The following is a 24,125-nucleotide window of genomic DNA, read 5'->3' on the forward strand; positions in this document are numbered from 1 at the left end:
AGGTTCGCCGCACACGGAAACGGAAAGGAGGGCCGCCCATGGATCTCGCCCTCACCCGGGACGAGGAGGCGTTCCGCGCCGAGGCCCGTGCCTGGCTGGAGGCGCATGTGCCGGCCGTCGCGCCGCCCTCCCTGGAGACGGCGGAGGGGTTCGCGGCGCACCGCGCGTGGGAGGCCGAACTGGCCGCGGACGGCTGGTCGGTGGTGGACTGGCCCGCGCGCTACGGCGGCCGGGAGTGCGGGCTGATCCGCTGGCTGCTGTTCGAGGAGGAGTACTACGCGGCGGGCGCCCCGGGGCGCGTCAACCAGAACGGGATCAGCCTGCTGGGCCCGACCCTGCTGGAGCACGGCACCGAGGAGCAGCGGGCCCGGGTGCTGCCGCCCATGGCGCGCGGCGAGACGGTGTGGGCGCAGGCCTGGTCGGAGCCGGAGGCCGGTTCGGACCTGGCCTCCCTGCGCTCGCGGGCGGTCCGCGCGGAGGGCGGCTGGCGCTTGAGCGGCCAGAAGACCTGGTCGTCCCGCGCGGCCTTCGCCGACCGGGCCTTCGGTCTGTTCCGCAGCGACCCGGACGCCCCGAAGCCCCACCAGGGGCTCACCTACGTCATGTTCGACCTGGACGCGCCCGGGGTGACCGTGCGTCCGATCGGCCGGCTCGACGGGAAGCCGGCGTTCGCCGAGCTGTTCCTGGACGAGGTGTTCGTGCCGGACGAGGACGTGATCGGCGAGCCCGGGCAGGGCTGGCGGATCGCGATGTCGACGGCGGCGAACGAGCGTGGGCTGACCCTGCGCTCCCCCGGCCGCTTCCTCGCCTCCGCCGACCGGCTGCACGAGGTGTGGCGTGCGAAGGGCGGCCCCCCGGAGTCGGCCGCGCGGGTCGCGGACGCCCTGATCGGGGCCCGCGCCCACCAGCTGTTCACCTACGCGGCCGCCTCCCGCTTCCTGGCGGGCGAGCGGCTCGGCCCGGAGTCCAGCCTGAACAAGGTCTTCTGGTCCGAGTACGACATCGCGCTGCACGAGACGGCGCTCGACCTGCTCGGCGAGGAGGGCGAGCGGGCGGACACCGACTGGGCGGAGCGGTATGTGTTCTCGCTCGCCGGTCCGATCTACGCGGGCACCAACGAGATCCAGCGCGACATCGTCGCCGAGCGGCTGCTCGGCCTGCCGAAGGGACGCCGCTGATGCGCTTCCTCCTGGACGCCGAGCAGCGGGCGTTCGCCGCCTCCCTGGACGCGCTGCTGACGGCGGCCGACACGCCGAAGGCGGTGCGGGCGTGGAGCCGGGGGGAGCACGCGGGCGGGCGGGCGCTGTGGTCGCGGCTCGCCGACGCGGGGGTGTTCGCGCTGGCGGTCCCGGAGGAGTACGAGGGGCTGGGGCTCCGACCGGTCGACCTGGCCGTGGCGTTCGTGGAGCTGGGGCGGCACGCGGTACCGGGTCCGCTGGTGGAGACGGTGACCGCGGCGGCCCTGCTGCGCGCACCGGGTCCGGCGAAGCGGCTGCTGCCGGCGCTGGCGGCGGGCGGGTCGGTGGCGACGGTGGCGTACGAGGGGGCGTACGCGCTCGACGGGGACCTGGCGGACGTACGGCTGTCCGTGGCGCCCGACGGGGTGCGGCTGGCCCCGGGCCATGACCCCGTACGGCCTTCCCTGGACCCGGCGCGGCGGCTGACCCGGCTGCGGCCGGGCGGAGAACTGCTCGCGGCCGGGCCGCCCCCGCCCGAGGCCCTCCTGCTGGCCCGGCTCGCCACCGCCGCCCAGGCGCTCGGCGTCGGTCTGGCGCTGCTGGAGCGGACGGTGGGGTATGTGCGGCAGCGCACCCAGTTCGGGGTGGCGGTGGGCTCGTTCCAGGCGGTCAAGCACCGGCTGGCGGACGCGCGCATCGCACTGGAGTTCGCCCGGCCGCTGGTGCTGGGCGCCGCGGTGACGATGGCTCCGGCGGATGTGGCGGCGGCGAAGGTGAGCGCCTGCGAGGCGGCGTACGCCTGCGCGCGGACGGCGCTGCAGCTCCACGGCGCGATCGGGTACACGGAGGAGTACGACCTGTCGCTGTGGCTGACCAAGGCGCGGGCGCTGCGCACGGCGTGGGGCACGCCCGAGGAGTGCCGGGCGGCGGTCCTGGCCGCGCGGGGCTGAGCGTCAGCCGGTGACCCTGGCGACGAACGCGGCGAGGTTCGTCACCGTCCGCCGGATCTTCTCCTCCAGGGTGATCGTCTCGGGCAGCCGGGCGCCGATGCCCGCGTCGCGCAGTCCGCGCAGGTAGAGCGAGCAGGCGAGGTCGGCGCAGAGGTAGGCGCCGACCGAGTTGCCCTGCTGGCCCGCGCGGCCGGCCTTGGGGGCGACCATCAGGGCGACGCCGCCGGAGTGGGTGGTCAGGCACATCGAGCACATGCTGCGCCGGGCCTGTCCGACGGCTCCGGCGGTGGCGCGCAGGGCGAGGGCCGTCGGACGGCCGTCGAGCGCGGTGACGAGGTAGGCCCGGTCGGGGGCCTGGGGGTCGCGCCAGCCGAGGTAGTCCAGGTCGTCCCAGGGCCGCTCGGCCAGGTCGCGCGGGACGGACAGGCGTTTGGCCTCGCCCTTGGTGCAGTTCACGAAGGCGGCGCGGATCTGTTGCTCGGTCAGAGGCTCCATAAAGGTGACGGTAATTTGCCTAAAGCTTTTAGGCAAATGCATACTTGCTTCAGGCGAAGGGTGAAGAGTGAGGGGAGAGGCGACATGGTGCGGGTCGGGCTGACCACGGAACGTCTGGTGCGGGCGGGCGCCGAGCTGGCCGACGAGGCCGGCTTCGACGAGGTGACCGTCTCGGCGCTGGCCAGACGGTTCGACGTCAAGGTGGCGAGTCTGTACTCCCATGTGCGCAACTCCCAGGACCTCAGGACCCGTATCGCCCTGCTCGCCCTGGAGGAGCTCGCCGACCGGGCCTCCGATGCGCTGGCCGGACGAGCCGGCAAGGACGCCTTGAGCGCACTGGCCAACGTCTACCGCGACTACGCCCATGAGCACCCCGGCCGCTACGCCGCCGCCCAGCTCCGGCTCGACCCGGAGACGGCGGCCGCGAGCGCGGGAGTCCGCCATGCGCAGATGACCCGGGCGATCCTGCGCGGCTACGACCTCGCGGAACCGGACCGGACCCACGCGGTCCGCCTCCTCGGCAGCGTCTTCCACGGCTATGTCAGCCTGGAGCTGGGCGGCGGCTTCAGCCACAGCGCCCCGGACACGGACGAGACCTGGACCCGCGTCCTGGACGCCCTCGACGCGCTGCTGCGCACCTGGCCCGCCGCATGACCGGGCCCGCGTGGATCACCACGCCGATCACCTCGGACCTGCTGCGCGGCGCCCTGGACATCGAGCGCACCGCGCACGGCGTGCTGCCGCACCGGCTGCCGGCCCGGGCCCGCGCCCAGTGCTCCGACGGGCAGCTGCTCATGGCCGAGTCCCAGCCCTCGGGCGTACGGCTGGTCTTCCGCAGCGCCGCCACCACCGTGGAGCTGGACGCGCTGCCCACCCGGCGGGTCTACCCGGGCGCGCCGCCCCGGCCGGACGGCGTGTACGACCTGCTCGTCGACGGCCGCCCGGCCGGGCACGCGAGCGTGACGGGCGGCGGCCACACGCTGACCGTCGACCTGGCCGCCGGCACCGGCGACCTCCGCCCCGGGAAGCCGGGCACCGTCCGTTTCGCCGGCCTGCCGGGCGGGACGAAGGACTTCGAGATCTGGCTGCCGCACAACGAGACCACCGAGCTCGTCGCCCTGCGCACCGACGCCCCGGTCGAGCCGGCCCGGCCCTCCGGCCGCCGGGTCTGGCTGCACCACGGCAGTTCGATCAGCCACGGCTCCGACGCGGCGAGCCCGACGGGCGTCTGGCCGGCGCTCGCGGCGAGGCTCGTCGGGGTGGAGCTGATCAATCTCGGCCTGGGCGGCAGCGCCCTGCTCGACCCGTTCACCGCCCGCGCCCTGCGTGACACGCCCGCCGATCTGATCAGCGTCAAGATCGGCATCAACCTGGTCAACACCGATCTGATGCGGCTGCGCGCCTTCGGCCCCGCCGTCCACGGCTTCCTCGACACGATCCGCGAGGGCCGGCCCACCGTCCCGCTGGTGGTCGTCTCACCGATCCTGTGCCCCATGCACGAGGACACCCCCGGTCCGACCGCCCTGGACTTCACCTCGGTCGCCGAGGGGCAGCTGTGGTTCCAGCCGATGGGCGACCCCGCCGAGGTGGCGAGCGGGAAGCTGACCCTGCGCGTCATCCGCGACGCGCTGGCCCGCATAGTGGAGCAGCGCGCGGCCGACGACCCGAACCTGCACTACCTGGACGGCCGCGAGCTGTACGGCGAGGCCGACGCCGCCGAACTCCCCCTCCCCGACGGCCTCCACCCGGACGCGGCCATCCACCGCCGCATGGGGGAGCGCTTCGCCGAGCGGCTGCTCACCTGGTAGCCCGCTACGGCCGTACGATCCCCACCGCCCGCGCCGCCACCAGCCACTTGGGGAACTCGCCCACCAGCCGGTCGTAGAGCTCCGCGTCGGAGACCCGGCGCGGATCCGGACCCGCGTGGAAGAAGCCGGCGTTGTCGACCACCCGCTTGCCGGGCACGGCGAGCTCGTCGAGCTTGCGCAGGAAGTCGAACTGCTTGCTGCCCCGGTCGCCGAAGCCGACGAACTGCCAGAACAGCGGCAGCCGGGCCGCTTTGCAGAGATAGCGTTCGGCGGCGAGCTTGTTGATCGGGCCGCCGTCGGTCTGGAAGACGACGAGGGCGGGCTCGCGCGCGCCGCTGTCGAGGTAGTGGTCGATGACCGCGTCCATCGCCAGGTGGTAGCTGGTCTTTCCCATGTGCCCGAGCCCGGCCGCGATCCGCTCCACCCGGCCCTGGTGGGAGGCGAGTTCGATGTCGGTCACGGCGTCGACGTCGGTGGAGAAGAACACCACGGGGACCCGGCCGTCGTCGTCGAGGTGCGCGGACAGGCCCAGCACCCGGTCGGCCAGCGCCTGCACACTGCCGTCCTGGTAGTACGGCTTCATCGACCCCGAGTAGTCGACCACCAGGTAGACGGCGGCCCGTTGCCCGTCGAGACCGTGCTTCGTGAGGGAGACCCCGGCGCTCTTGTAGAGGTTCACCAGCGCGGGAGCGGTCTCCTGGACCTTGCTCAGACTGATCGCGACCATGGCCCCCACCCTCCCACATCCAGCGGTGTTCGCTATTTTGTTCGCTCTTGCCGAGATGCGCCCAGCCGCGAAGCGCCCAGAGGAGCCGGTCCGTGGAGTCCGAGTCCACCGTCACCACCTGCTACCGCCATCCCAAGGTGGAGTCCTACGTCCGCTGCACCCGCTGCGAGCGGTTCATCTGCCCGGCCTGCATGAGGGAGGCGGCCGTCGGCCACCAGTGCCCCGAGTGCGTGAAGGAGGGCGCGCGGTCGGTGCGCCGGGCCCGCACCGTCGTGGGCGGCCGGGTGTCGGCGGTGCCGCTGGTGACGTACGTGCTGATCGGGCTCAACGTGCTCGCGTATCTGGCGGAGGTGGTGGACGAGGACGTCGTCGACCGGTTCGCGATGCTCGGCAGCACGCCGCGGGGTTACGTCCCCTGGGGCGTCGCCCACGGCGAGTGGTACCGGCTGCTCACCGGCGCGTTCCTGCATCAGCCGCCCACCCAGGGCACGTTCGGGATCCTGCACATCGTGATGAACATGGTGTCGCTGTGGAACCTGGGCCGCGTGGTGGAGGCCCAGCTCGGCCGGATCCGCTATGTCGCCCTCTACCTGCTGTCGGCGCTCGGCGGTTCGGTGCTGGTGCTGCTGATCACCCCCATGGTCTTCACGGTCGGCGCCTCCGGCGCGATCTTCGGCGTCGGCGCCGCCTACTACGTCCTGGCGCGACGGCTCGGCGCCGACATGGGCCAGGTCAACCGGTTCATGGCGGGCCTGCTGCTGTGGCTGGTGATCTCCGCGGGCCTCACCTCCTGGCAGGGACACCTCGGCGGGCTGCTGACGGGCGGTGCGGTGGCCCTGGCCTTCGCCCACGCGCCCCGGGACGAGCGGCGGCCGTGGATCCAGGCGGGGGTGTGCGTGGCGCTGCTGGTGCTGCTGGTGGTGTGCGCGTGGGCGAAGGTCCATCAGCTCACCTGATCAGGGGCTCTCGACGACCTCGCCGTCGGCGAGCTCCAGCACCCGGTCCGCCAGCCCCAGGAGTTGCGGGTCGTGGGTGGCGACGAGGGCCGTGACGCCCTCGCTGCGCACCACGGCCCGCAGCAGCTCCATCACCGCGAGGCCGGTGGCGGCGTCGAGCTGACCGGTCGGCTCGTCGGCGAGCAGCAGCGCGGGCCGGTTGGCGAGGGCGCGGGCGATGGCGACCCGCTGCTGCTGGCCGCCGGACAGCTCGGCCGGCCGCTGTGTCTCGTGGCCGGCGAGCCCCACCAGGGCCAGCAGCAGGGCCACCCGCTCCTCGCGTTCGCGCGACTCGGCACGGCTGAGGCGCAGCGGCACCCCCACGTTCTCGGCGGCGGTGAGGATGGGGATGAGCCCGAAGGACTGGAAGACGAAGCCGATCCGGTCGCGGCGCAGCTCCAGCAGCCCGCTCTCGCCGAGCTGCGACAGATCGGTGTCGTCGAGGACGATCCGGCCGCGCTGCGGGGAGTCGAGGCCGCCGATGAGATGCAGCAGGGTCGTCTTTCCGGAGCCCGAACGGCCCTTGAGGGCGACCAGTTCGCCGCGCCGGACGGCGAAGGACGCCCCGCGCAGCGCGTGGACGGCGGCGGCGCCCGTGCCGTAGGAGTGGTGCAGATCCTCCACCAGCAGCATGGGGTCCGCCGCACGATCGGTGGTGCCGGTCGCGAGGGCGGCGGTGTTCTCCGTCATTCCGGCATCACATCCGGTGCCCGCCCACACCGTCAAGGGCCGTAGGCATCCGGCACCGCACACATGTGCCCGACCGGTAACTCCGTGATATGCATGCCGCGTAGGGGACTTCGGGGGGAGCGGGGGGCGCGTGACGGGCTTCTTGGTGCTGCGCGTGCGCGCGCACCGGCTGCTGCTCACGGCCGCCCTGCTCGCGGTGCTGCTGACCGCCTCGGTGCTCGCCGCCCTCGCCGCGTTCTCCGGTTCCGTCGGCGACGCCGCCCTGCGCACCACGCTCAGCGGCCGGGCGGCGGCCTCGGCGGCGCTGGTGGTCGAGACCGACGTACCCCGGGACGAGGCGGCGCGGACCGTGACCCGGCGGGCGCGGGAGGCGTTCGGCGGGCTGCCGGTGACCGTGCGGGCGCTGGAGCACTCGACGGCGTACGCCCTGCCCGGGACCCCGCGGGCCGGGCAGCCGGACCTCACCTTCCTCGCCGCCCTGGACACCTCCCGGATCCGGCTGGTCGCGGGCGCGCTGCCCGGACCGGCGGCCGGGACCGCGCCGGTGCCGGTCGCGCTGCCCGACGCGGCCGCCGACCGGCTGCGGCTGAAGCCGGGGGCGCGGGTCGAGCTCACCGACCGGCTGACCGGGAAGCCCTTGACCGTCCGGGTGACCGGCGTCTACCGGGCGGCCGACACCGCCGACCCGTACTGGCAGGCGGACACCCTCGCCGGACACGGGGTGCGCACGGTCGTCTTCACCACCTACGGCCCGCTGCTCACCGACGCCTCCGTGCTCGCCTCGGGCCGCGCCGCCGTCGACGGCACCACCTGGGTGGCGACGGCCGACTACCGCTCGCTCACCACCGCCGGCATCGACCGGCTGAGCGCGGCGAACGCACGGGCCGCCGGGGAACTGCGCACGGCGCTCGGGGAGAGCGCGTCCGTGCACAGCGAACTGCCCGCCCTGCTCGACCGGACCGCGCGGGCCCTGCTCGTCTCCCGCTCCACCCTGATGATCGTCTCGGTGCAGCTGGTACTGCTCGCCGGGTACGCGCTGCTGCTGGTGGCCCGGCTCCTCGACGGCGAGCGGGCGGGCGAGACCGAACTGCTGCGCGCCCGGGGCGGATCGCGCGGCCGGATCGCCGGACTCGCCGCGCTGGAGGCGCTGCTGCTGGCGGTGCCGGCCGCGGTCGGCGCCGCGCTGCTGTCCGGTCCGCTGGCCCGGCTGCTCGCCCACTGGTCCTCGCTCGACCGGATCGGGCTGCGCCTCGACGCGGCCCCCGCGGGCCGGGTGTGGCTGGTCGCGGGCGCGGTGGCCGCGGCCTGCGCGACGGCGGTCGTGGCGCCCGCGCTGGCGGCGACGGCCCAGGCGCCCGTCCGGCTGCGGCGGATCCGGGCCACGGCCTCGGCCGCGCCGGTGCGCGCCGGAGCCGATGCCGCGCTGCTGCTGATCGCCGGGATCGCCTACGGGCAGCTCGGCCGGCGGACCGACGCGAGCGGCGGCGGCGCGCTCAGCCGGGACCGGTCCGGGGAGCTGGGCGTGGATCCGCTGCTGGTCGCCGCGCCCGCGCTGGCGCTGCTGGCGGGCACGGTGCTGACGCTGCGGCTGCTGCCGCTCGCGGCCCGGCTCGCGGAGCGTCGGTCGGCGAGCGGCCGGGGGCTGCCGGCGGCGCTCGCGGGCTGGCAGTTCAGCCGGCGTCCGCTGCGCGGGGCGGGTCCGGTGCTGCTGCTGGTCGTCGCGGTGGCGACGGGGATGCTGGCGATCGGGCACGGTGCGTCCTGGGACCGGTCGCAGGACGACCAGGCCGACTTCCACACCGGTGCCTCCGTGCGGGTTCTCGACACCCGGCCGGGGAGCCCCGGCCAGACCGGTCTGTACGCCGCGCTGCCCGGGGCCCGCGACGCCGCCCCCGCGCACCGCACCACCCTGGACCTCTCCGGCGGCCGGACCGCCACGGTCCTCGCCCTGGACACCGCGCACGCCGGGGAGGATCTGCTGCTGCGCGGCGATCTCGCCGGGGAGCCCCCGGCCCGGCTGCTGCGGGCGCTGGCCCCCGCCGGGCAGGACACCGACCGCGCGATCCGGCTGCCCGACGGCACCCGGCGGCTCGCGCTCGACCTGCGGATCACCGACGTCACGGACCCGAAGAACCGCCCCTCCGGCCTCGCGGCGCAGCTCACCCTGGTCGTCGAGGACGGCTACGGCATCGCGTACCGGATGAGCGCCGGGAAGATCCCCGTCGACGGCCGGGTGCACCGGGCCGCCGTGGACCTGGACCTGACGGCGACCGGCGGCCGGGCCGCCCCGGCCGGGCCGGTGCGGCTGACCGGGCTGCAACTCGACGGCACCTCTCCCGAGGGTCGTCCCCAGGGCCACCGGCTCACCGTCGAACGCCTGCTCGCCACCGGCCCGGACGGCGCCGCGCGGACCGTCCCGGCGCCCGCCGGACTGCGCTGGTCGGGTGGCTGGACCGTGGCGGAGAACGGCGCGGTCATGGCCCGTACGGTCCTGAGGCCCCTGACCGCCCGGGCGCCGCTGACCGTCGAGTACGCCACGGGCGTCGACAACGGCCTCGGCCTCGCCCCGCCGACGTTCACCGTCCGCGTCGACACGGCCGGCGCCCCGGCCGCGGCGAGCCTGCCCGGCCTGGCCACCGAAGGGTTCCTGCGCTCCGCCGGCGCGAAGGTCGGCGACGGCATCGACGTCACGCTGGCCGGGGAGCGGCTGCGGGTGCGGATCGTCCGGTCCGTCGAGGCGCTGCCGACGACCGCGGCCGACGCGGACGGACGGGCCGTGGACGGCGGGGCGCTGCTGCTCGATCTGCGGGCCGTGGACGCGGCGCTGGCCCGGCGGGCGAGTGTGCCGCTCACCCCGAACGAGTGGTGGGTGGACGCCGCCCCCGGCCGGGCCGCCCGGGTCGCCGCCGCGCTGCGGGCACGTCCCGATCTCGCCGCGGACCAGGTGCTGGTGCGCGACGAGACCGCCGCCGCACTGCTGCGGGACCCGCTCGGCGCCGGGCCCCGCTCGGCCCTGACGGCGGTCGCGGTGGCCGCCGTGGCCCTGGCGGCCGGGGGGTTCGCGGTGAGCGCGGCCGGGGCGCGGCGGGAGCGGTCCGCGGAGTTCGCGGTGCTGCGGGCGCTGGGCGCGCCGCGCCGGGACCTCGCCCGGCTGGTCGCGACCGAGCAGAGCCTGCTCGTCGGGGCCGGACTGCTCGCCGGGCTGGGGCTGGGGACCGTGCTGACCCGGGCCGTCGTCCCGCTGATCGTGCTGACCTCCGACGCGGCGACGCCCGTCCCGCCCGTCCTGGTCGAGCTGCCGCTGCCGAGGGTGGCCCTGCTGCTCGCGGGGGTCGCCGCCCCGCTCCTGCTGATCACCGCCGCCTCCGCGCTGCGCCGGACCGAGCCGGCGGTCGCGCTGCGCCACCAGGGAGAGGACTGAGATGCGCCCGGACCCGCACGGCGCGCCCTGGGTGCGGACTCGGCTGCGCACCGCGCCGGTGGCAGCCGTCGCCTTCGGTGCGCTGGTGCTGCTCACCGCGTTCCTCGCGGCCCTGCTGCCCCGGGCCGTCGAGTCGTACGGGACGCGGGGGCTGCGCGAGGCCGTCGCCGACGCTCCCCCGCCGTCCACGGTGCTGGAGCTGAAGGCCCCGCAGCCGGGGCTCGAACTACCGCGCGAGGCCCGCGAGGAGGCCGTACGGCCCGGGGCGCTCGCGGCCGTCGACGCCAAGGCCTCGGCCGCGCTGCCCGGACCGCTGCGGGCGGACCCGGCCGAGTCCGCCTACGGCGTGCGGACCGCGAAGAGCCTGGAGGCGCAGGAGGCGTCCCTCCCCCGGCCCGACGGACTGCCGCCCCGGTTCACCCTGCTGACGCAGTCGGGGATCGCCGGGCACGCCACCGTACGGGAGGGCCGGCTGCCCGCCGCCGAGGAGCCGGTGACGACGGACACGCGGGTGCTGGAAGGCGCCGTGACCACCGAGACCGCCCGGACGCTGAGGCTGCGGACCGGCTCCACCGTCACCCTCGACGGGTTCACCGACGCACCGCTGACTGTCCGGATCACCGGGATCCTCGCGCCCCGGCATCCGCAGGGGAGTTACTGGGCGGTGGAGCCGACCCTGCGCACCCCCGCCCTGGCCTACATCAAGGAGACTCCGCCCCAGTTCTACTGGGAGGCGGCCCTGCTGCTGCCGCCCGAGGCGGCGCCGGCGCTGCTGGGCGGCCGGGGCGAGCCGGAGAAGTACTGGCGGATCGCGCCCGCCACCGCGGGGCTCACCGGGCGGGACGCCACCCCGCTCGTCGACGCGGTCGCCTCCCTCGAAGGCGGGCCCGGGCTGCTGCGGCTGCGCGCGGCGGCCGGTCCGACGGCCGCGCTCTCCACCGGGCTGGAGCAGGTCGTCGGGGCCGGCACCGCGGTCCGTGACGCGATCGCGCCCGTGGTGGCCGTCGGCGCCGTCGGGATCGCCGCGGTCGCCGTCGTCGTCCTGGTCATGAGCGCCGGTCTGGCGGCCGCCCGCCGTGAGCGGGAGCTGGCCCTGCTGCGGGCCCGGGGCGGCTCCCTGCGCGGTATCGCGGGGCGGCTGCTGGGCGAGACGGCCGTGGTGGCGGTGCCCTCGGCGGCCGGCGGACTGCTGCTCGCCGTGGTCGCGGTGGACGGGGCGCGGCTGCTGCCCGCGGTGCTCGGCGCGGGCGTCGTGGCGGTGCTCGCCTGTGCGGCGCTGCCGGTGCGCGCGGTCGTCGCCCACCGCAGGCCGCAGGCGCATCAGGAGCGGGACGACCTCGCCCACGCCCGGCCCGGCGCACGCCGCACCGTCGCCGAACTGACCCTGCTGGTGCTGGCCGTGGGCTCGGTGGCGGCGCTGCGCCGCCGGGGCACGGGCGCGTCGGGCGATCTGCTGGTGAGCGCGGCGCCGGTGCTGGTCGGGCTGGTCGCGGCGCTGATCCTCGTACGGCTGTATCCGCTGCCGCTGCGTTGGGCCGCCGGGCCGGCCGCGCGGCTGCGGGGGGTGGTGGGGTTCCTGGCGCTGGCCCGGGCGGGCCGCTCCTCGGCCGGGGTCGCGGCGCTGCCGCTGCTCGCCCTGCTGACGGCTTTGACGACGGCGGCGTTCGGGGGGTCTGTGCTGACGGGGGTCGCGGACGCCCGGGACCGGGCCGCGCTGCTGACGACGGGCGCCGACGCGCGGATCGCCACGGCCGACGGCACCCCGCTCTCCACGGGCCTGGTGCGCGCGGTGCGGGGCGTGGCGGGGGTACGGGAGGTGGCGGGCGTACGGATCGAGCGGGCCTCGACGAGCGCGTCCGACGAGACGCATCCGCTGACCGTGGTCGGGGTCGAGCCGGACGCGTACGCGGGGCTGGCCCGGCGGGTCGGGCTCGGCGGTTTCCCGGACGGGCGGCTGACGTCGGCGGGCGGGGTGCTGGACGCCGTCGCCTCGCCCGGGGTCGCCGAGCGGCTGGGGCGGGCGGCGCGCCGGATCGTGACGCCGGGCGGAGTCGTCACGGTGCGGATCACGGCGGTGCGCGACCGTACGCCCGCCGTGCCCGACGGCGAGTTCCTGCTGGTCGACGCGGCGGGGCTGAAGGGTTCCGGCGGTCCTACGACCCTGCTGGCGGCCGGTGCCGGGCTCGACGCGCGGGCGCTGCGGGCGGCCGTGCGCGGGGCGGACCTCACGATGACGCTGCGCGCCGAGGAACGCGCGGCGCTGTCCGACACACCACTGCAGGAGGGGGCCGGGCGGATCTACGGCTGGGCGGTCGTCGCGGGCGCCGGGTACGCCGTACTCGCCCTGGTGCTCTCGCTGCTGCGGGCCGCGCCGGAGCGGGCCGCACTGCTGGCCCGGCTGCGCACGCTGGGGCTGACGACCCGCCGGGGCCGGCGGCTGCTCGGTCTGGAGGCGCTGCCGCAGGCGCTGATCGCGGCCGGCGGGGGTGTGGCCGTCGGCTGGGCCACCGTCCGGCTGCTCGCGCCGGGCGTCGACCTCGACCGGCTGGCCCTGCCGGCCGGCTCCACCGTGCATGGCGCGGCCCTGCGGACCGACCTGTGGTCGCTGGTGCTGCCCGCCGCGGGCGCGGTGCTGCTGGCGGGCGCGGTGGCCGTCGGGCAGGCCTGGTGGGCGGGGCGCCGGACACCGATCACCCATCTCAGGGCGGGAGACATGCGATGAGCGGGACCACGGAGTCGCTGGCGGAGCTGGAGCGGCGGGCGGCCGACCGGCGCGACCGGCCCGCGTACGGGCACGACGCGCTGATCGCCTGCGACCGGCTGGTGCGGATCTTCGCGGGGCACGGGGGCGGGCGCGGCAGCGGGGACGCGGTGGAGGTGCAGGCGCTCCAGGGGCTCGATCTGCTGGTCCGGGAGGGCGAGCTGATGGCGCTGGTCGGCGCGTCCGGCAGCGGCAAGTCGACGCTGATGAACATCCTCGCGGGCCTGGACGTCCCCACCGCGGGCGCGGCGCGGGTGGCGGGCCGCGATCTGCTGGCGATGGACGCGAAGGCGCGGCTGCGGTACCGGCGTGAGGTGGTGGGCTTCGTGTGGCAGCAGACGGCGCGCAATCTGCTGCCGTATCTGACGGCCGCCCAGAACGTGACGCTGCCGATGCAGCTGGCGGGGGTGCGGCGCGGGAAGCGGGCCGGGCGGGCGGCGGAGCTGCTGGCGCTGCTCGGGGTCGCCGACTGCGCCGAGCGGTATCCGCGGCAGCTGTCCGGGGGCCAGCAGCAGCGGGTCGCGATCGCCGTGGCCCTCGCCAACGCGCCCTCGGTGCTGCTCGCCGACGAGCCCACCGGTGAGCTGGACTCGGCGACCGGGCAGCAGGTGTTCGCCGCGTTCCGGCGGGCCAACGAGGAGCTGGGCACGACGATCGTCGTGGTCACCCACGACCAGGCGGTGGCCGGCGAGGTCCGGCGCACGGTCGCGATCCGTGACGGCCGCACCTCGGCGGAGGTGCTGCGGCGCACCGAGGTCGACGAGGAGGGCCGGGAGTCCCTGGTGGCGCGGGAGTACGCGATGCTCGACCGGGCCGGGCGGCTTCAGCTGCCCGCCGAGTACACGGCCGCGCTGGACCTGGCGGACCGGGTGCTGCTGGAGCTGGAGGAGGACCACATCCAGGTGTGGCCGGACGGGAACCGCTGAGGGGACGGCTGAGAAGACATGCGGCGGCGCCTGCCAGTTCGTCCGGTCGGGGACAGTGAGGCAGGCGCCGTCCTGTGTTCCGTACGCCGTTGTACGTCACGTGTGCGGGGCCCCGGTGTCGCACCGGGGCCGGTGGGGTGACCGTCAGACCATCAGCGAGCGGTCCGTCGGGCGGATCGGGGCCGGCAGGTCGCTGGCGCCGGTCAGGAAACGGTCGCAGCCGCGGGCGGCCGAGCGGCCCTCGGCGATCGCCCAGACGATGAGCGACTGACCGCGGCCCGCGTCACCGGCGACGAAGACGCCCGGCACGTTGGTCTGGAAGTCGGCGTCGCGGGCGACGTTGCCGCGCTCGTCGAGCTCCAGGCCGAACTGCTCGACCAGACCGTTCTCGCGGTCGGTGCCGGTGAAGCCCATGGCGAGGGTGACCAGCTGGGCGGGGATCTTGCGCTCGGTGCCCGGCTTCGGGGTCAGCCTGCCCTCGATGAACTCCACCTCGGTGAGGTGCAGCCACTGGACGTTGCCGTCCTCGTCGCCCTCGAAGTGGGTGGTGGAGACGGAGTAGACCCGCTCGCCACCCTCCTCGTGCGCGGAGGTGACCTTGTAGAGCATCGGGAAGGTCGGCCACGGCTGGTGCGTCGCCCGGTCCTCGCCCGGCCGGGGCATGATCTCCAGCTGGGTGACGGAGGCCGCGCCCTGGCGGTGGGCGGTGCCCACGCAGTCGGCGCCGGTGTCGCCGCCGCCGATGACGACGACGTGCTTGCCCTCGGCCGTGATCGGGGAGGTGACGTAGTCGCCCTCCTGGACCTTGTTGGCCAGCGGCAGGTACTCCATCGCCTGGTGGACGCCCTTGAGCTCACGGCCGGGGACCGGGAGGTCACGGGCGGTCGTGGCGCCGGCGGCGATGACGACGGCGTCGTACCGCTTCTTCAGGTCGGTCGCCTTGAGGTCGCGGCCGATCTCGATGCCGGTGCGGAAGCGGGTGCCCTCCGCGCGCATCTGCTCGATACGGCGGTTGATGTGCCGCTTCTCCATCTTGAACTCGGGGATGCCGTAGCGGAGGAGGCCTCCGATGCGGTCCGCGCGCTCGTAGACGGCGACGGTGTGGCCGGCCCGGGTCAGCTGCTGGGCGGCGGCGAGACCCGCCGGGCCCGAGCCGATGACGGCGACGGTCTTGCCCGACAGGCGCTCGGGGGCCTGCGGGGCGACGGTGCCCGCGTCCCACGCCTTGTCGATGATCGAGACCTCGACGTTCTTGATGGTCACGGCCGGCTGGTTGATGCCGAGCACGCACGCCGACTCGCAGGGCGCCGGGCAGAGGCGGCCGGTGAACTCCGGGAAGTTGTTCGTGGCGTGCAGACGCTCCGACGCGGCCGACCAGTCCTCGCGGTAGGCGTAGTCGTTCCACTCGGGGATGAGGTTCCCGAGCGGACAGCCGTTGTGGCAGAACGGGATGCCGCAGTCCATGCACCGGCTGGCCTGCTTGCTGATGATCGGCAGCAGCGAGCCGGGGACGTAGACCTCGTTCCAGTCCTTGAGGCGCACGTCGACGGGACGGGACTTGGCGACCTCACGGCCGTGGTTCAGGAAGCCCTTCGGGTCAGCCATTGGTCGCCGCCTCCATCATCTTCTCGGTGATCTCGGACTCGGAGAGTCCCGCCTGCTCGGCGGCGTCCTTGGCGGCGAGCACTGCCTTGTACGTGCTGGGGATGATCTTGCTGAAGCGCGCCACGGACGCGTCCCAGTCCACGAGGAGCTTCTCGGCGACCGTGGAACCGGTCTCCTCGGCGTGGCGGCGCACCACGTCGTGCAGCCACTGCTTGTCCGCGTCGTCCAGCGCCTCCACGGCGTCCAGGTTGCCGACGTTGACGTTGTCGCGGGCGAGGTCGATCACGTAGGCGACACCGCCGGACATGCCGGCCGCGAAGTTGCGGCCCGTCTCGCCGAGGACCACCGCGCGACCGCCGGTCATGTACTCGCAGCCGTGGTCGCCCACGCCCTCGGAGACGACCAGCGCGCCGGAGTTGCGGACGCAGAACCGCTCACCGGTGCGGCCGCGCAGGAACAGCTCGCCGCCGGTCGCGCCGTAGGCGATGGTGTTGCCCGCGATGGTGGAGTACTCGGCGAGGTGGTCGGCGCCCCGGTCGGGACGGACGATCACCCGGCCGCCGGAGAGGCCCTTGCCGACGTAGTCGTTGGCGTCGCCCTCCAGGCGCAGCGTGACACCGCGCGGCAGGAAGGCGCCGAAGGACTGGCCCGCGCTGCCGGTGAAGGTGATGTCGATGGTGTCTTCGGGCAGGCCCGCGCCACCGAACTTCTTCGTCACCTCGTGGCCGAGCATGGTGCCGACCGTGCGGTTGATGTTGCGGACCTTGACCTGGGCGCGCACCGGCTGGGCCTCGGTGGCGTCGGAGGCGGCGAGCGCGTCGGCGGCGAGCTTGATCAGCTCGTTGTCGAGCGCCTTCTCCAGACCGTGGTCCTGGGCGACGGCGTGGTGGAGCACCGCGCCCTCGGGCAGCTCGGGCACGTAGAACAGCGGGGCGAGGTCGAGGCCCTGCGCCTTCCAGTGGTTAACGGCGCGCTGCACGTCGAGGACCTCGGCGTGGCCGACGGCCTCCTCGATGGAGCGGAAGCCCAGCTCGGCGAGGAGCTCGCGGACCTCCTCGGCGATGAACTTGAAGAAGTTCACCACGTACTCGGCCTTGCCGGAGAAGCGGTCGCGCAGGACCGGGTTCTGGGTGGCGATGCCGACCGGGCAGGTGTCCAGGTGGCAGACGCGCATCATGACGCAGCCGGAGACGACGAGCGGCGCGGTCGCGAAACCGAACTCCTCGGCGCCGAGCAGCGCGGCGATGACGACGTCACGGCCGGTCTTGAGCTGACCGTCGGTCTGGACGACGATCCGGTCGCGCAGGCCGTTGAGCAGCAGGGTCTGCTGGGTCTCGGCGAGACCGAGCTCCCAGGGGCCGCCCGCGTGCTTGAGCGAGGTCAACGGGGAGGCACCGGTGCCGCCGTCGTGGCCGGAAATCAGCACGACGTCCGCGTGCGCCTTGGACACACCCGCCGCGACCGTGCCGACGCCGACCTCGGAGACCAGCTTCACGTGAATCCGCGCCTGCGGGTTCGCGTTCTTCAGGTCGTGGATCAGCTGGGCCAGGTCCTCGATGGAGTAGATGTCGTGGTGCGGCGGCGGGGAGATCAGACCGACACCCGGGGTGGAGTGCCGGGTCTTGGCGACCCACGGGTAGACCTTGTGGCCGGGCAGCTGGCCGCCCTCGCCGGGCTTGGCGCCCTGGGCCATCTTGATCTGGATGTCGTCCGCGTTGACCAGGTACTCGCTCGTCACGCCGAAGCGGCCGGAGGCGACCTGCTTGATCGCGGAGCGGCGCGCCGGGTCGTACAGGCGCTCCGGGTCCTCGCCGCCCTCACCGGTGTTGGACTTGGCGCCCAGCTGGTTCATGGCGATCGCGAGGGTCTCGTGCGCCTCCAGCGAGATGGAGCCGTACGACATGGCGCCGGTGGAGAAGCGCTTGACGATCTCGGAGACCGGCTCGACCTCGTCGACGGGGATCGACGGGCGGCCGGAGGAGAAGCCGAACAGGCCGCGGAGCGTCATCAGGCGCTCGGACTGCTCGTTCACCCGGTCCGTGTACTTCTTGAAGATGTCGTAGCTGCCCGAGCGCGTCGAGTGCTGGAGGCGGAAGACCGTCTCCGGGTCGAACAGGTGCGGCTCGCCCTCGCGGCGCCACTGGTACTCGCCGCCGATCTCCAGCGCGCGGTGCGCGGGAGCGATGCCGGAGGCCGGGTAGGCCTTGGCGTGGCGGGCGGCGACCTCCTGGGCGACGACGTCGATGCCGACGCCGCCGATCTTGGTGGCGGTGCCGTTGAAGTACTTCTCCACGAAGGCGTCGTCGAGACCGACGGCCTCGAAGACCTGGGCGCCGCGGTAGGAGGCGACGGTGGAGATGCCCATCTTGGACATGACCTTCAGGACGCCCTTGCCGAGGGCGTAGATCAGGTTGCGGATGGCCTTCTCGGACTCGATGTCCGACAGGAAGGTGCCGGCGCGGACCAGGTCCTCGACGGACTCCATCGCCAGGTACGGGTTGACGGCGGCGGCGCCGAAACCGATCAGCAGGGCGACGTGGTGGACCTCGCGGACGTCACCGGCCTCGACCAGCAGGCCCACCTCGGTGCGCTGCTTGGTGCGGATGAGGTGGTGGTGGACGGCCGCGGTGAGCAGCAGCGACGGGATCGGCGCGTGCTCGGCGTCCGAGTGGCGGTCCGACAGGACGATCAGCCGGGCGCCGTTGTCGATGGCGGCGTCGGCCTCGGCGCAGATCTCGTCGATGCGGGCGGCGAGGGCGTCACCGCCGCCGTGCACCCGGTACAGGCCGGAGAGCGTCGCGGCCTTGAAGCCGGGCATGTCGCCGTCGGCGTTGATGTGGATGAGCTTGGCCAGCTCGTCGTTGTCGATCACCGGGAAGGGCAGGGTGACCGTACGGCAGGAGGCGGCCGTCGGCTCCAGCAGGTTGCCCTCGGGGCCCAGCGACGAGCGCAGGGAGGTGACCAGCTCCTCGCGGATCGCGTCCAGCGGCGGGTTGGTGACCTGCGCGAACAGCTGGGTGAAGTAGTCGAAGAGCAGGCGCGGGCGGGAGGACAGCGCGGCGATCGGCGAGTCGGTGCCCATGGAGCCGATCGGCTCGGCGCCGGCCTTGGCCATCGGCGCGAGGAGGACGCGCAGCTCCTCCTCGGTGTAGCCGAAGGTCTGCTGGCGGCGGGTGACCGAGGCGTGGGTGTGCACGATGTGCTCACGCTCGGGCAGGTCGCCCAGCTCGATCTCGCCGGCCTCGAGCCACTCGGCGTACGGGGCCTCGGCGGCGAGCTGCGCCTTGATCTCGTCGTCCTCGATGATGCGGTGCTCGGCGGTGTCGACGAGGAACATCTTGCCGGGCTGCAGACGGCCCTTGCGGACGACCTTGGCGGGGTCGATGTCGAGGACGCCGACCTCGGAGCCGAGGACGACGAGGCCCTCGTCGGTGACCCAGTAGCGGCCGGGGCGCAGACCGTTGCGGTCGAGGACCGCGCCGACCTGGGTGCCGTCGGTGAAGGTGACGCAGGCCGGGCCGTCCCAGGGCTCCATCATCGTGGAGTGGAACTGGTAGAAGGCGCGCCGGGCCGGGTCCATGGAGTCGTGGTTCTCCCACGCCTCCGGGATCATCATCAGCACGGAGTGCGGCAGCGAGCGGCCACCGAGGTGGAGCAGCTCGAGCACCTCGTCGAAGGACGCCGAGTCGGAGGCGTCCGGCGTACAGACGGGGAAGATCCGCTCGATGGCGTTCTCCTGCGAACCGAACAGGTCGGAGACGAGCTGCGACTCACGGGCGCGCATCCAGTTGCGGTTGCCCTTGACGGTGTTGATCTCACCGTTGTGCGCGACGAAGCGGTACGGGTGCGCGAGCGGCCACGACGGGAAGGTGTTCGTGGAGAAGCGCGAGTGGACGAGCGACACGGCCGAGGCGAAGCGGCGGTCGGACAGGTCCGGGAAGAAGGGCTCGAGCTGGCCGGTGGTCAGCATGCCCTTGTAGACGATCGTGCGGGCGGAGAGCGACGGGAAGTACACGCCGGCCTCGCGCTCGGCGCGCTTGCGCAGCACGAACGCCTTGCGGTCGAGGGCGATGCCCTGGCTGCCGCCGTCCGTCACGAAGATCTGCCGGAAGGCCGGCATGGTGGAGCGGGCGGTGGCGCCGAGCAGCTCGGGGGCGACGGGGACCTCGCGCCAGCCGAGGACGGTCAGGTCCTCTTCGCCGGCGATCGTCTCGATCTGCGAGACGATCTCCTGGGTGCCCTCCTCGGGCAGGAAGGCGATGCCGACGGCGTAGGAGCCGGCCTCGGGCAGCTCGAACCCGGCCACCTCGCGCAGGAACGCGTCGGGGACCTGGGTGAGGATGCCCGCGCCGTCGCCGGAGTCCGGCTCGGAGCCGGTGGCGCCGCGGTGCTCGAGGTTGCGCAGAACGGTCAGCGCCTGCTCGACCAGCGTGTGGCTCGCCTCGCCCGTGAGGGTGGCCACGAAGCCGACGCCACAGGCGTCGCGCTCGTTGCGGGGGTCGTACATACCCTGCGCAGCAGGGCGAGCATCCATGAAGGACCAGTTCTGGCCATTCGCGGAATGCTGGGACGGCTGGCGCGGCGTACGCATCGGCTCTCCCGTCGTCGTCTCAAGTGGCATATCTGCGTGCCGAGGGACGACGTTGGCCCTCTGCGTGTGCGCAAAATTTCGTGCAGGTTACATGATGGAGCGGTTCTCGGGAACCGGATACTCCGTTCCAACATGCGGACGCCACGGGCGTGCGGCGGGGGTACCGCGCGCATGGCTGAAAGTGTGTGGGGATCGAACGGGACAGATCCATGTCCGCCGACCCGAGGGCGGGAAGAGCGTCGCCGTTCACCCCGCGAGTGCGCCGCAGGCGTCATTGCCCACAGCGCTTACGGCTCATGCCCACTGGTCAAACACTCGAAACCAGTCGGTAACGGCTACTTATGCGGCCCATCGCATAAGTAGCAGTCGTACTATCCTACGGCCGTACCGAACAAACTGCCCAGGGCGTACGTCACACCGGCCGCGGCGCCACCGAGGGCGAGCTGCCGCAGCCCGCTGTACCACCAGGTCCGCGCGGTCACCCGGGCCACCACGGCCCCGCACGCGAACAGCCCGAACAGCGCCAGCAGCACGGCCGGCCACAGCGTGCTCGCCCCGAGCAGATACGGCAGTACGGGCAGCAGCGCGCCGAGCGCGAACGAGCCGAAGCTGGATACGGCGGCGACCAGCGGCGAGGGCAGGTCGGTGGGGTCGATGCCCAGCTCCTCCCGGGCGTGGATCTCCAGCGCCTGCTCGGGATCACGGGAGAGCTGCGCGGCGACCCGCCGGGCGAGATCGGCGTCGACGCCCCGCGCCTCGTACAGCGCGGCGAGCTCGGCCTCCTCGTCCTTCGGGTGCTTTCTCAGCTGTACGCGCTCGACATCCAGCTCGGCCTCGACGAGTTCGCGCTGGGAGGCGACGGAGGTGTACTCGCCGGCGGCCATGGAGAAGGCGCCGGCGGCGAGCCCGGCCAGCCCGGTCAGCACGACGGTCTGCTGACCGACGGCCCCGCCGGCGACACCGGTCATCAGGGCGAGGTTGGAGACCAGGCCGTCCATCGCACCGAACACGGCGGGGCGCAGCCAGCCGCCGTTCACATCACGGTGCGTGTGGTTGTCACGGTGCGCCTCGTGGAGCGGCGCCTCGATGTCGATGATGGCCATGGAATCCCCCAGGAAAGGTGAGCGACAGGGCGAGCGAAGATAGGTGAGCCAAAGCTAACTTTGGACAGATTCTAATTTCCGACAACGCCAAAGTACGTCTCTTTCTTCCCCCTCGCCAGCAAGGAAAGGCTCGGCTAACCTGCGCTTTTGCACTCGCGCGCTCATTCGATCGGGAGTCTGCACAAATGTCGACCGGGTGATATGAGGGGATTCCAGGCTCGGGTCAACCGCCGATGGTGGGACACATCCGCAAACGGTTCCGCGCCCGTGCGGAGCCTGCGGAGGAGAGGCCCTGTATGCCAACCATCCGTGAACGAGCCCGCGGCGCCCTGCTCGGCCTCGCCGTCGGAGACGCCCTCGGGGCACCGGCCGAGAACATGAAACCGTCCGAGATCCGCGCCCGTTGGGGCCGTATCACGGGCTATGTCACCGACCGGCCGGCCGGCACGGACGACACCGAGTACACGATCTTCTCGGGCCTGCTCCTCGCCCGGCACGGCTCGGCCCTCACCCAGGCCCATGTCGAGGCCGCCTGGCACGAGTGGATCGCCGACCGCGACGAGGGCCCCTTCCAGGGCGCCGGCTTCAGCGAGCGCGGCACGCTGGAGAACCTCCGCCGGGGCCTGGCCGCCCCGATCTCCGCCCAGCACCGGCACGCCTGGAGCGACGGACTGGCCATGCGCGCGGCCCCCTTCGGCGTCTTCGCGGCGGGCCGCCCGGCCGAGGCGGCCCGACTGGTCGCCATCGACGGCGCGGTGAGCCACGACGGCGAGGGCATCTACGGCGGCCAGGCGGTCGCGGCCGGCGTGGCGGCGGCGATGGCGGGCGCGCCGACGACCGCCGTGGTCGCCGCCGCCCTCGCCGTCGTCCCCGAGGACTCCTGGACGGCCCGTTCCCTGCGGCGCGCGGTGGCCGTCGCGCACCGGGGCGAACGCGCGGTCCGCTCCGCCGTCGTCATCGGCGGCTACCCCTGGACCGACCTCGCCCCCGAGGCCGTCGCCCTCGCCTTCGGCGCGTACGCGGCGGCGGACGGCGACTTCCCGCAGGCGGTGCTCACGGCCGTCAACATGGGCCGCGACGCCGACACCACGGCAGCGGTGGCCGGCGCCCTCGCCGGCGCCACCCAGGGCGCCTCGGCCGTCCCCACCACCTGGGCAGCGGCGATCGGCCCCGCCCGCGGCACCTGCCTCCCCGCCATGGCCGGCCACCACATCCTCGACGTGGCGGACCTCCTGGTCCCCGACGACGGCGCCAAATGGGGAGAGGGCCTGGTACCCCCGGAATCGATCACCGACCTCCTCCACCGCATCCACCACACCACCGAAACGGAGGTAGGCGCATGAACCCACCCGCCCCATGGGACGAGGCCACCCCAACCGGAACGACACCGGGGGACGAGGGGGCACCGGCTGGAACGGTGAGAGAGGACGAAGGGGCACCGCCTCGAACGGCGAGGGAGGACGAAGGGACACCGGCTGGAACGGCGAGGGAGGACGAAGGGACACCGGCTGAAACGGTGAAGGGGGACGAGGGGCGAGCGGCTCGAACGGCGAGGGAGGACGAAGGGACACCACCTGGAACGGCGCGGGAGGACGAAGGGCGAGCGGCTCGGACGGCGCGGGAGGACGAAGGGCGAGCGGCGAAGCCGAGCGAACCCGCAGGCGCCGACGGTGGGGGCGCCCCGCCGGGGCCACCCGCACCTGACGACGAAACCCGCACGGGTGGTGCGGGTGGGAAACGGCGGGCCGACGGCGAAGCCGAGGCCCGCATCCACGGCCTCCTCCTCGGCCTCGCCGCAGGCGACGCCGCCGGCTGGCCTGCCGCCCGCCACCGCGCCTCCCGCATGCCCGACTGGACCCGCCGCCTCACCCGAGAACTGGACACCTTCGCCGAACACAACGCCACGACCACCCTCCCCGTCCCCATCGCCCTCAACCAACCCCCCGAACCCCTCCGCCTCGGCCCCTCCGACGACGCCGAATGGGCGGCCTTCGCGGCGGAGGCGGTCCTCAGGGCCGGCGACGACACCGCCCTCGGCGACCTCAGCCGAGAACGCCGTATGCGCGCCGCCATCGACCTCACCTGGAACGCCCTCGCCTGCGAGGTCGCCGCCGCAGCCGACCGCGCCCCCGAGATCGAGTCCGCCGTCCTCCCCCTGCGCGCCCGTATCTCCGTCCGCGCCGGCCTCGGCAACCTCGCCACCGGCCTACGGCCCCCCGCCACCGGCCACGACAACCCGCACTACTTCGACGACGCCGCCTGCGTCCGCGCCTGCGTCCTCGCGGTCGCCCACCCCGGCGACCCCCGACTCGCCGCCGAACTGGCCGAGTTCGACGCCCGCTACACCCAGGACGGCGACGGAGTGCACGGCGCCCGCGCGATGGCGGCGGCCGTCTCCCTCGCCCTGACCGGCGCACCCCCCGAGGCCTGCACCACCGCGGCCCTCGCCGAACTCCCCGAGCACACCGAGATCGGCCGCAACGCCCGCCACGCGCTGAAACTCGCCCACGACGCGGACGGCGCCTTCGCCGTCATCCCCCTCCTGGAACACCAGATCGTCGACCACGTCTACAGCTACGGCATCGCCGCCGCCGAGACGGTCCCGGTGGCCCTGGCCCTGGTCAGCGCCGCCAAGGGCCGTATCCACGAAGCCGTACCGGCGGCGGCCTGCCTGTCCCGGGTCGCCGACTCGGCCCCCGCGCTCGCGGGCGCGCTGGCCGGCGCGCTCGGCGGCAAGGACGCGATCCCCGCCTCCTGGCGCGACGCCTGCCGCGTCCTCTCCGGCTGCGCGCTCCCCCGCCTCACCGGCACCGACCTGGTGGAACTCGCCGAACTCCTGGAAGCCACACAACCGGCGCCACCAGGAGGATGATTC

At 74.0% G+C, this 24,125-nt stretch carries 16 protein-coding genes; 10 read left to right on the forward strand and 6 right to left on the reverse strand.

All coding sequences use genetic code 11. The features are described 5' to 3' along the window. Positions 1-38 precede the first annotated feature (38 nt). Both ABZ464_RS00545 and ABZ464_RS00550 read left to right on the forward strand, forming a co-directional pair. Complete coding sequence (locus ABZ464_RS00545) at positions 39-1,178, forward strand: acyl-CoA dehydrogenase family protein (RefSeq protein ID WP_359268777.1); 1,140 nt, start codon at positions 39-41, stop codon at positions 1,176-1,178. Further along, a complete protein-coding gene (locus ABZ464_RS00550) occupies positions 1,178-2,128 on the forward strand; it encodes an acyl-CoA dehydrogenase family protein (RefSeq protein ID WP_359268780.1) in 951 nt (316 codons plus the stop codon). Before ABZ464_RS00545 ends, ABZ464_RS00550 begins: the two co-directional genes overlap by 1 nt. Before the next feature lie 3 nt (positions 2,129-2,131). Here ABZ464_RS00550 and ABZ464_RS00555 read toward each other — a convergent pair whose 3' ends face one another. Next, positions 2,132-2,623, reverse strand: coding sequence for an FBP domain-containing protein (locus tag ABZ464_RS00555; RefSeq protein ID WP_359268783.1), 492 nt, complete (start codon positions 2,621-2,623; stop codon positions 2,132-2,134). A gap of 84 nt (positions 2,624-2,707) precedes the next feature. Here ABZ464_RS00555 and ABZ464_RS00560 point away from each other — a divergent pair, with 84 nt between their 5' ends. Next, the gene (locus ABZ464_RS00560; protein WP_359268786.1) at positions 2,708-3,277 is read left to right on the forward strand and encodes a WHG domain-containing protein; all 570 of its coding nucleotides are present in this window, start codon (positions 2,708-2,710) and stop codon (positions 3,275-3,277) included. Further along, positions 3,274-4,431 (forward strand): GDSL-type esterase/lipase family protein, encoded by a 1,158-nt coding sequence (locus tag ABZ464_RS00565; protein WP_359268789.1) that lies wholly within the window; start codon positions 3,274-3,276, stop codon positions 4,429-4,431. The genes ABZ464_RS00560 and ABZ464_RS00565 overlap by 4 nt, the downstream gene beginning before the upstream one ends. Before the next feature lie 4 nt (positions 4,432-4,435). On the opposite strand, the gene ABZ464_RS00570 is transcribed toward ABZ464_RS00565, so the two are convergent. Next, the gene (locus ABZ464_RS00570) at positions 4,436-5,158 is read right to left on the reverse strand and encodes a VWA domain-containing protein (RefSeq protein WP_359268792.1); all 723 of its coding nucleotides are present in this window, start codon (positions 5,156-5,158) and stop codon (positions 4,436-4,438) included. Positions 5,159-5,250: 92 nt separating this feature from the next. Between ABZ464_RS00570 and ABZ464_RS00575 the strand changes: the two genes are divergently transcribed. After that, positions 5,251-6,114 (forward strand): rhomboid family intramembrane serine protease, encoded by an 864-nt coding sequence (locus ABZ464_RS00575; protein WP_359268795.1) that lies wholly within the window; start codon positions 5,251-5,253, stop codon positions 6,112-6,114. Here the strand turns inward: ABZ464_RS00575 and ABZ464_RS00580 are convergent, their stop codons facing one another. Next, positions 6,115-6,843: an ABC transporter ATP-binding protein gene (locus tag ABZ464_RS00580; protein ID WP_359268798.1), complete on the reverse strand. Its 729-nt coding sequence runs from the start codon at positions 6,841-6,843 to the stop codon at positions 6,115-6,117. Positions 6,844-6,973: 130 nt separating this feature from the next. On the opposite strand from ABZ464_RS00580, the gene ABZ464_RS00585 reads away from it, so the two are divergent. Genes ABZ464_RS00585 through ABZ464_RS00595 form a run of 3 tightly spaced genes read left to right on the forward strand, consistent with a single transcriptional unit; the run spans position 6,974 to position 13,951 of the window. Further along, positions 6,974-10,264 (forward strand): FtsX-like permease family protein, encoded by a 3,291-nt coding sequence (locus ABZ464_RS00585; protein WP_359268802.1) that lies wholly within the window; start codon positions 6,974-6,976, stop codon positions 10,262-10,264. Position 10,265: 1 nt separating this feature from the next. Continuing rightward, positions 10,266-12,986: an ABC transporter permease gene (locus ABZ464_RS00590; protein ID WP_359268805.1), complete on the forward strand. Its 2,721-nt coding sequence runs from the start codon at positions 10,266-10,268 to the stop codon at positions 12,984-12,986. Continuing rightward, positions 12,983-13,951 carry an ABC transporter ATP-binding protein gene (locus ABZ464_RS00595; protein WP_359268808.1) on the forward strand — a complete coding sequence of 323 codons (969 nt, stop codon included), beginning with the start codon at positions 12,983-12,985 and terminating at the stop codon, positions 13,949-13,951. Before ABZ464_RS00590 ends, ABZ464_RS00595 begins: the two co-directional genes overlap by 4 nt. Before the next feature lie 144 nt (positions 13,952-14,095). Here ABZ464_RS00595 and ABZ464_RS00600 read toward each other — a convergent pair whose 3' ends face one another. From ABZ464_RS00600 to ABZ464_RS00610, 3 genes are all read right to left on the reverse strand, one after another. Then, positions 14,096-15,556, reverse strand: coding sequence for a glutamate synthase subunit beta (locus ABZ464_RS00600; protein WP_359268810.1), 1,461 nt, complete (start codon positions 15,554-15,556; stop codon positions 14,096-14,098). Then, positions 15,549-20,147: a glutamate synthase large subunit gene (gene gltB, locus ABZ464_RS00605; protein WP_359268813.1), complete on the reverse strand. Its 4,599-nt coding sequence runs from the start codon at positions 20,145-20,147 to the stop codon at positions 15,549-15,551. The genes ABZ464_RS00600 and gltB overlap by 8 nt, the downstream gene beginning before the upstream one ends. Before the next feature lie 371 nt (positions 20,148-20,518). After that, on the reverse strand, positions 20,519-21,250 hold the full coding sequence (locus ABZ464_RS00610) for a VIT1/CCC1 transporter family protein (protein WP_359268816.1): 732 nt from the start codon (positions 21,248-21,250) through the stop codon (positions 20,519-20,521). A gap of 296 nt (positions 21,251-21,546) precedes the next feature. Between ABZ464_RS00610 and ABZ464_RS00615 the strand changes: the two genes are divergently transcribed. Both ABZ464_RS00615 and ABZ464_RS00620 read left to right on the forward strand, forming a co-directional pair. Then, entirely contained in the window at positions 21,547-22,593 is a 1,047-nt protein-coding gene (locus tag ABZ464_RS00615; protein WP_359268818.1) for an ADP-ribosylglycohydrolase family protein, read from the forward strand. Next, on the forward strand, positions 22,590-24,122 hold the full coding sequence (locus tag ABZ464_RS00620; RefSeq protein ID WP_359268822.1) for an ADP-ribosylglycohydrolase family protein: 1,533 nt from the start codon (positions 22,590-22,592) through the stop codon (positions 24,120-24,122). Before ABZ464_RS00615 ends, ABZ464_RS00620 begins: the two co-directional genes overlap by 4 nt. The last annotated feature ends 3 nt before the right edge of the window (positions 24,123-24,125 follow it).

Origin of the sequence: Streptomyces sp. NPDC005820 (genome assembly GCF_040630255.1) — a bacterium.
Lineage (GTDB): Bacteria > Actinomycetota > Actinomycetes > Streptomycetales > Streptomycetaceae > Streptomyces.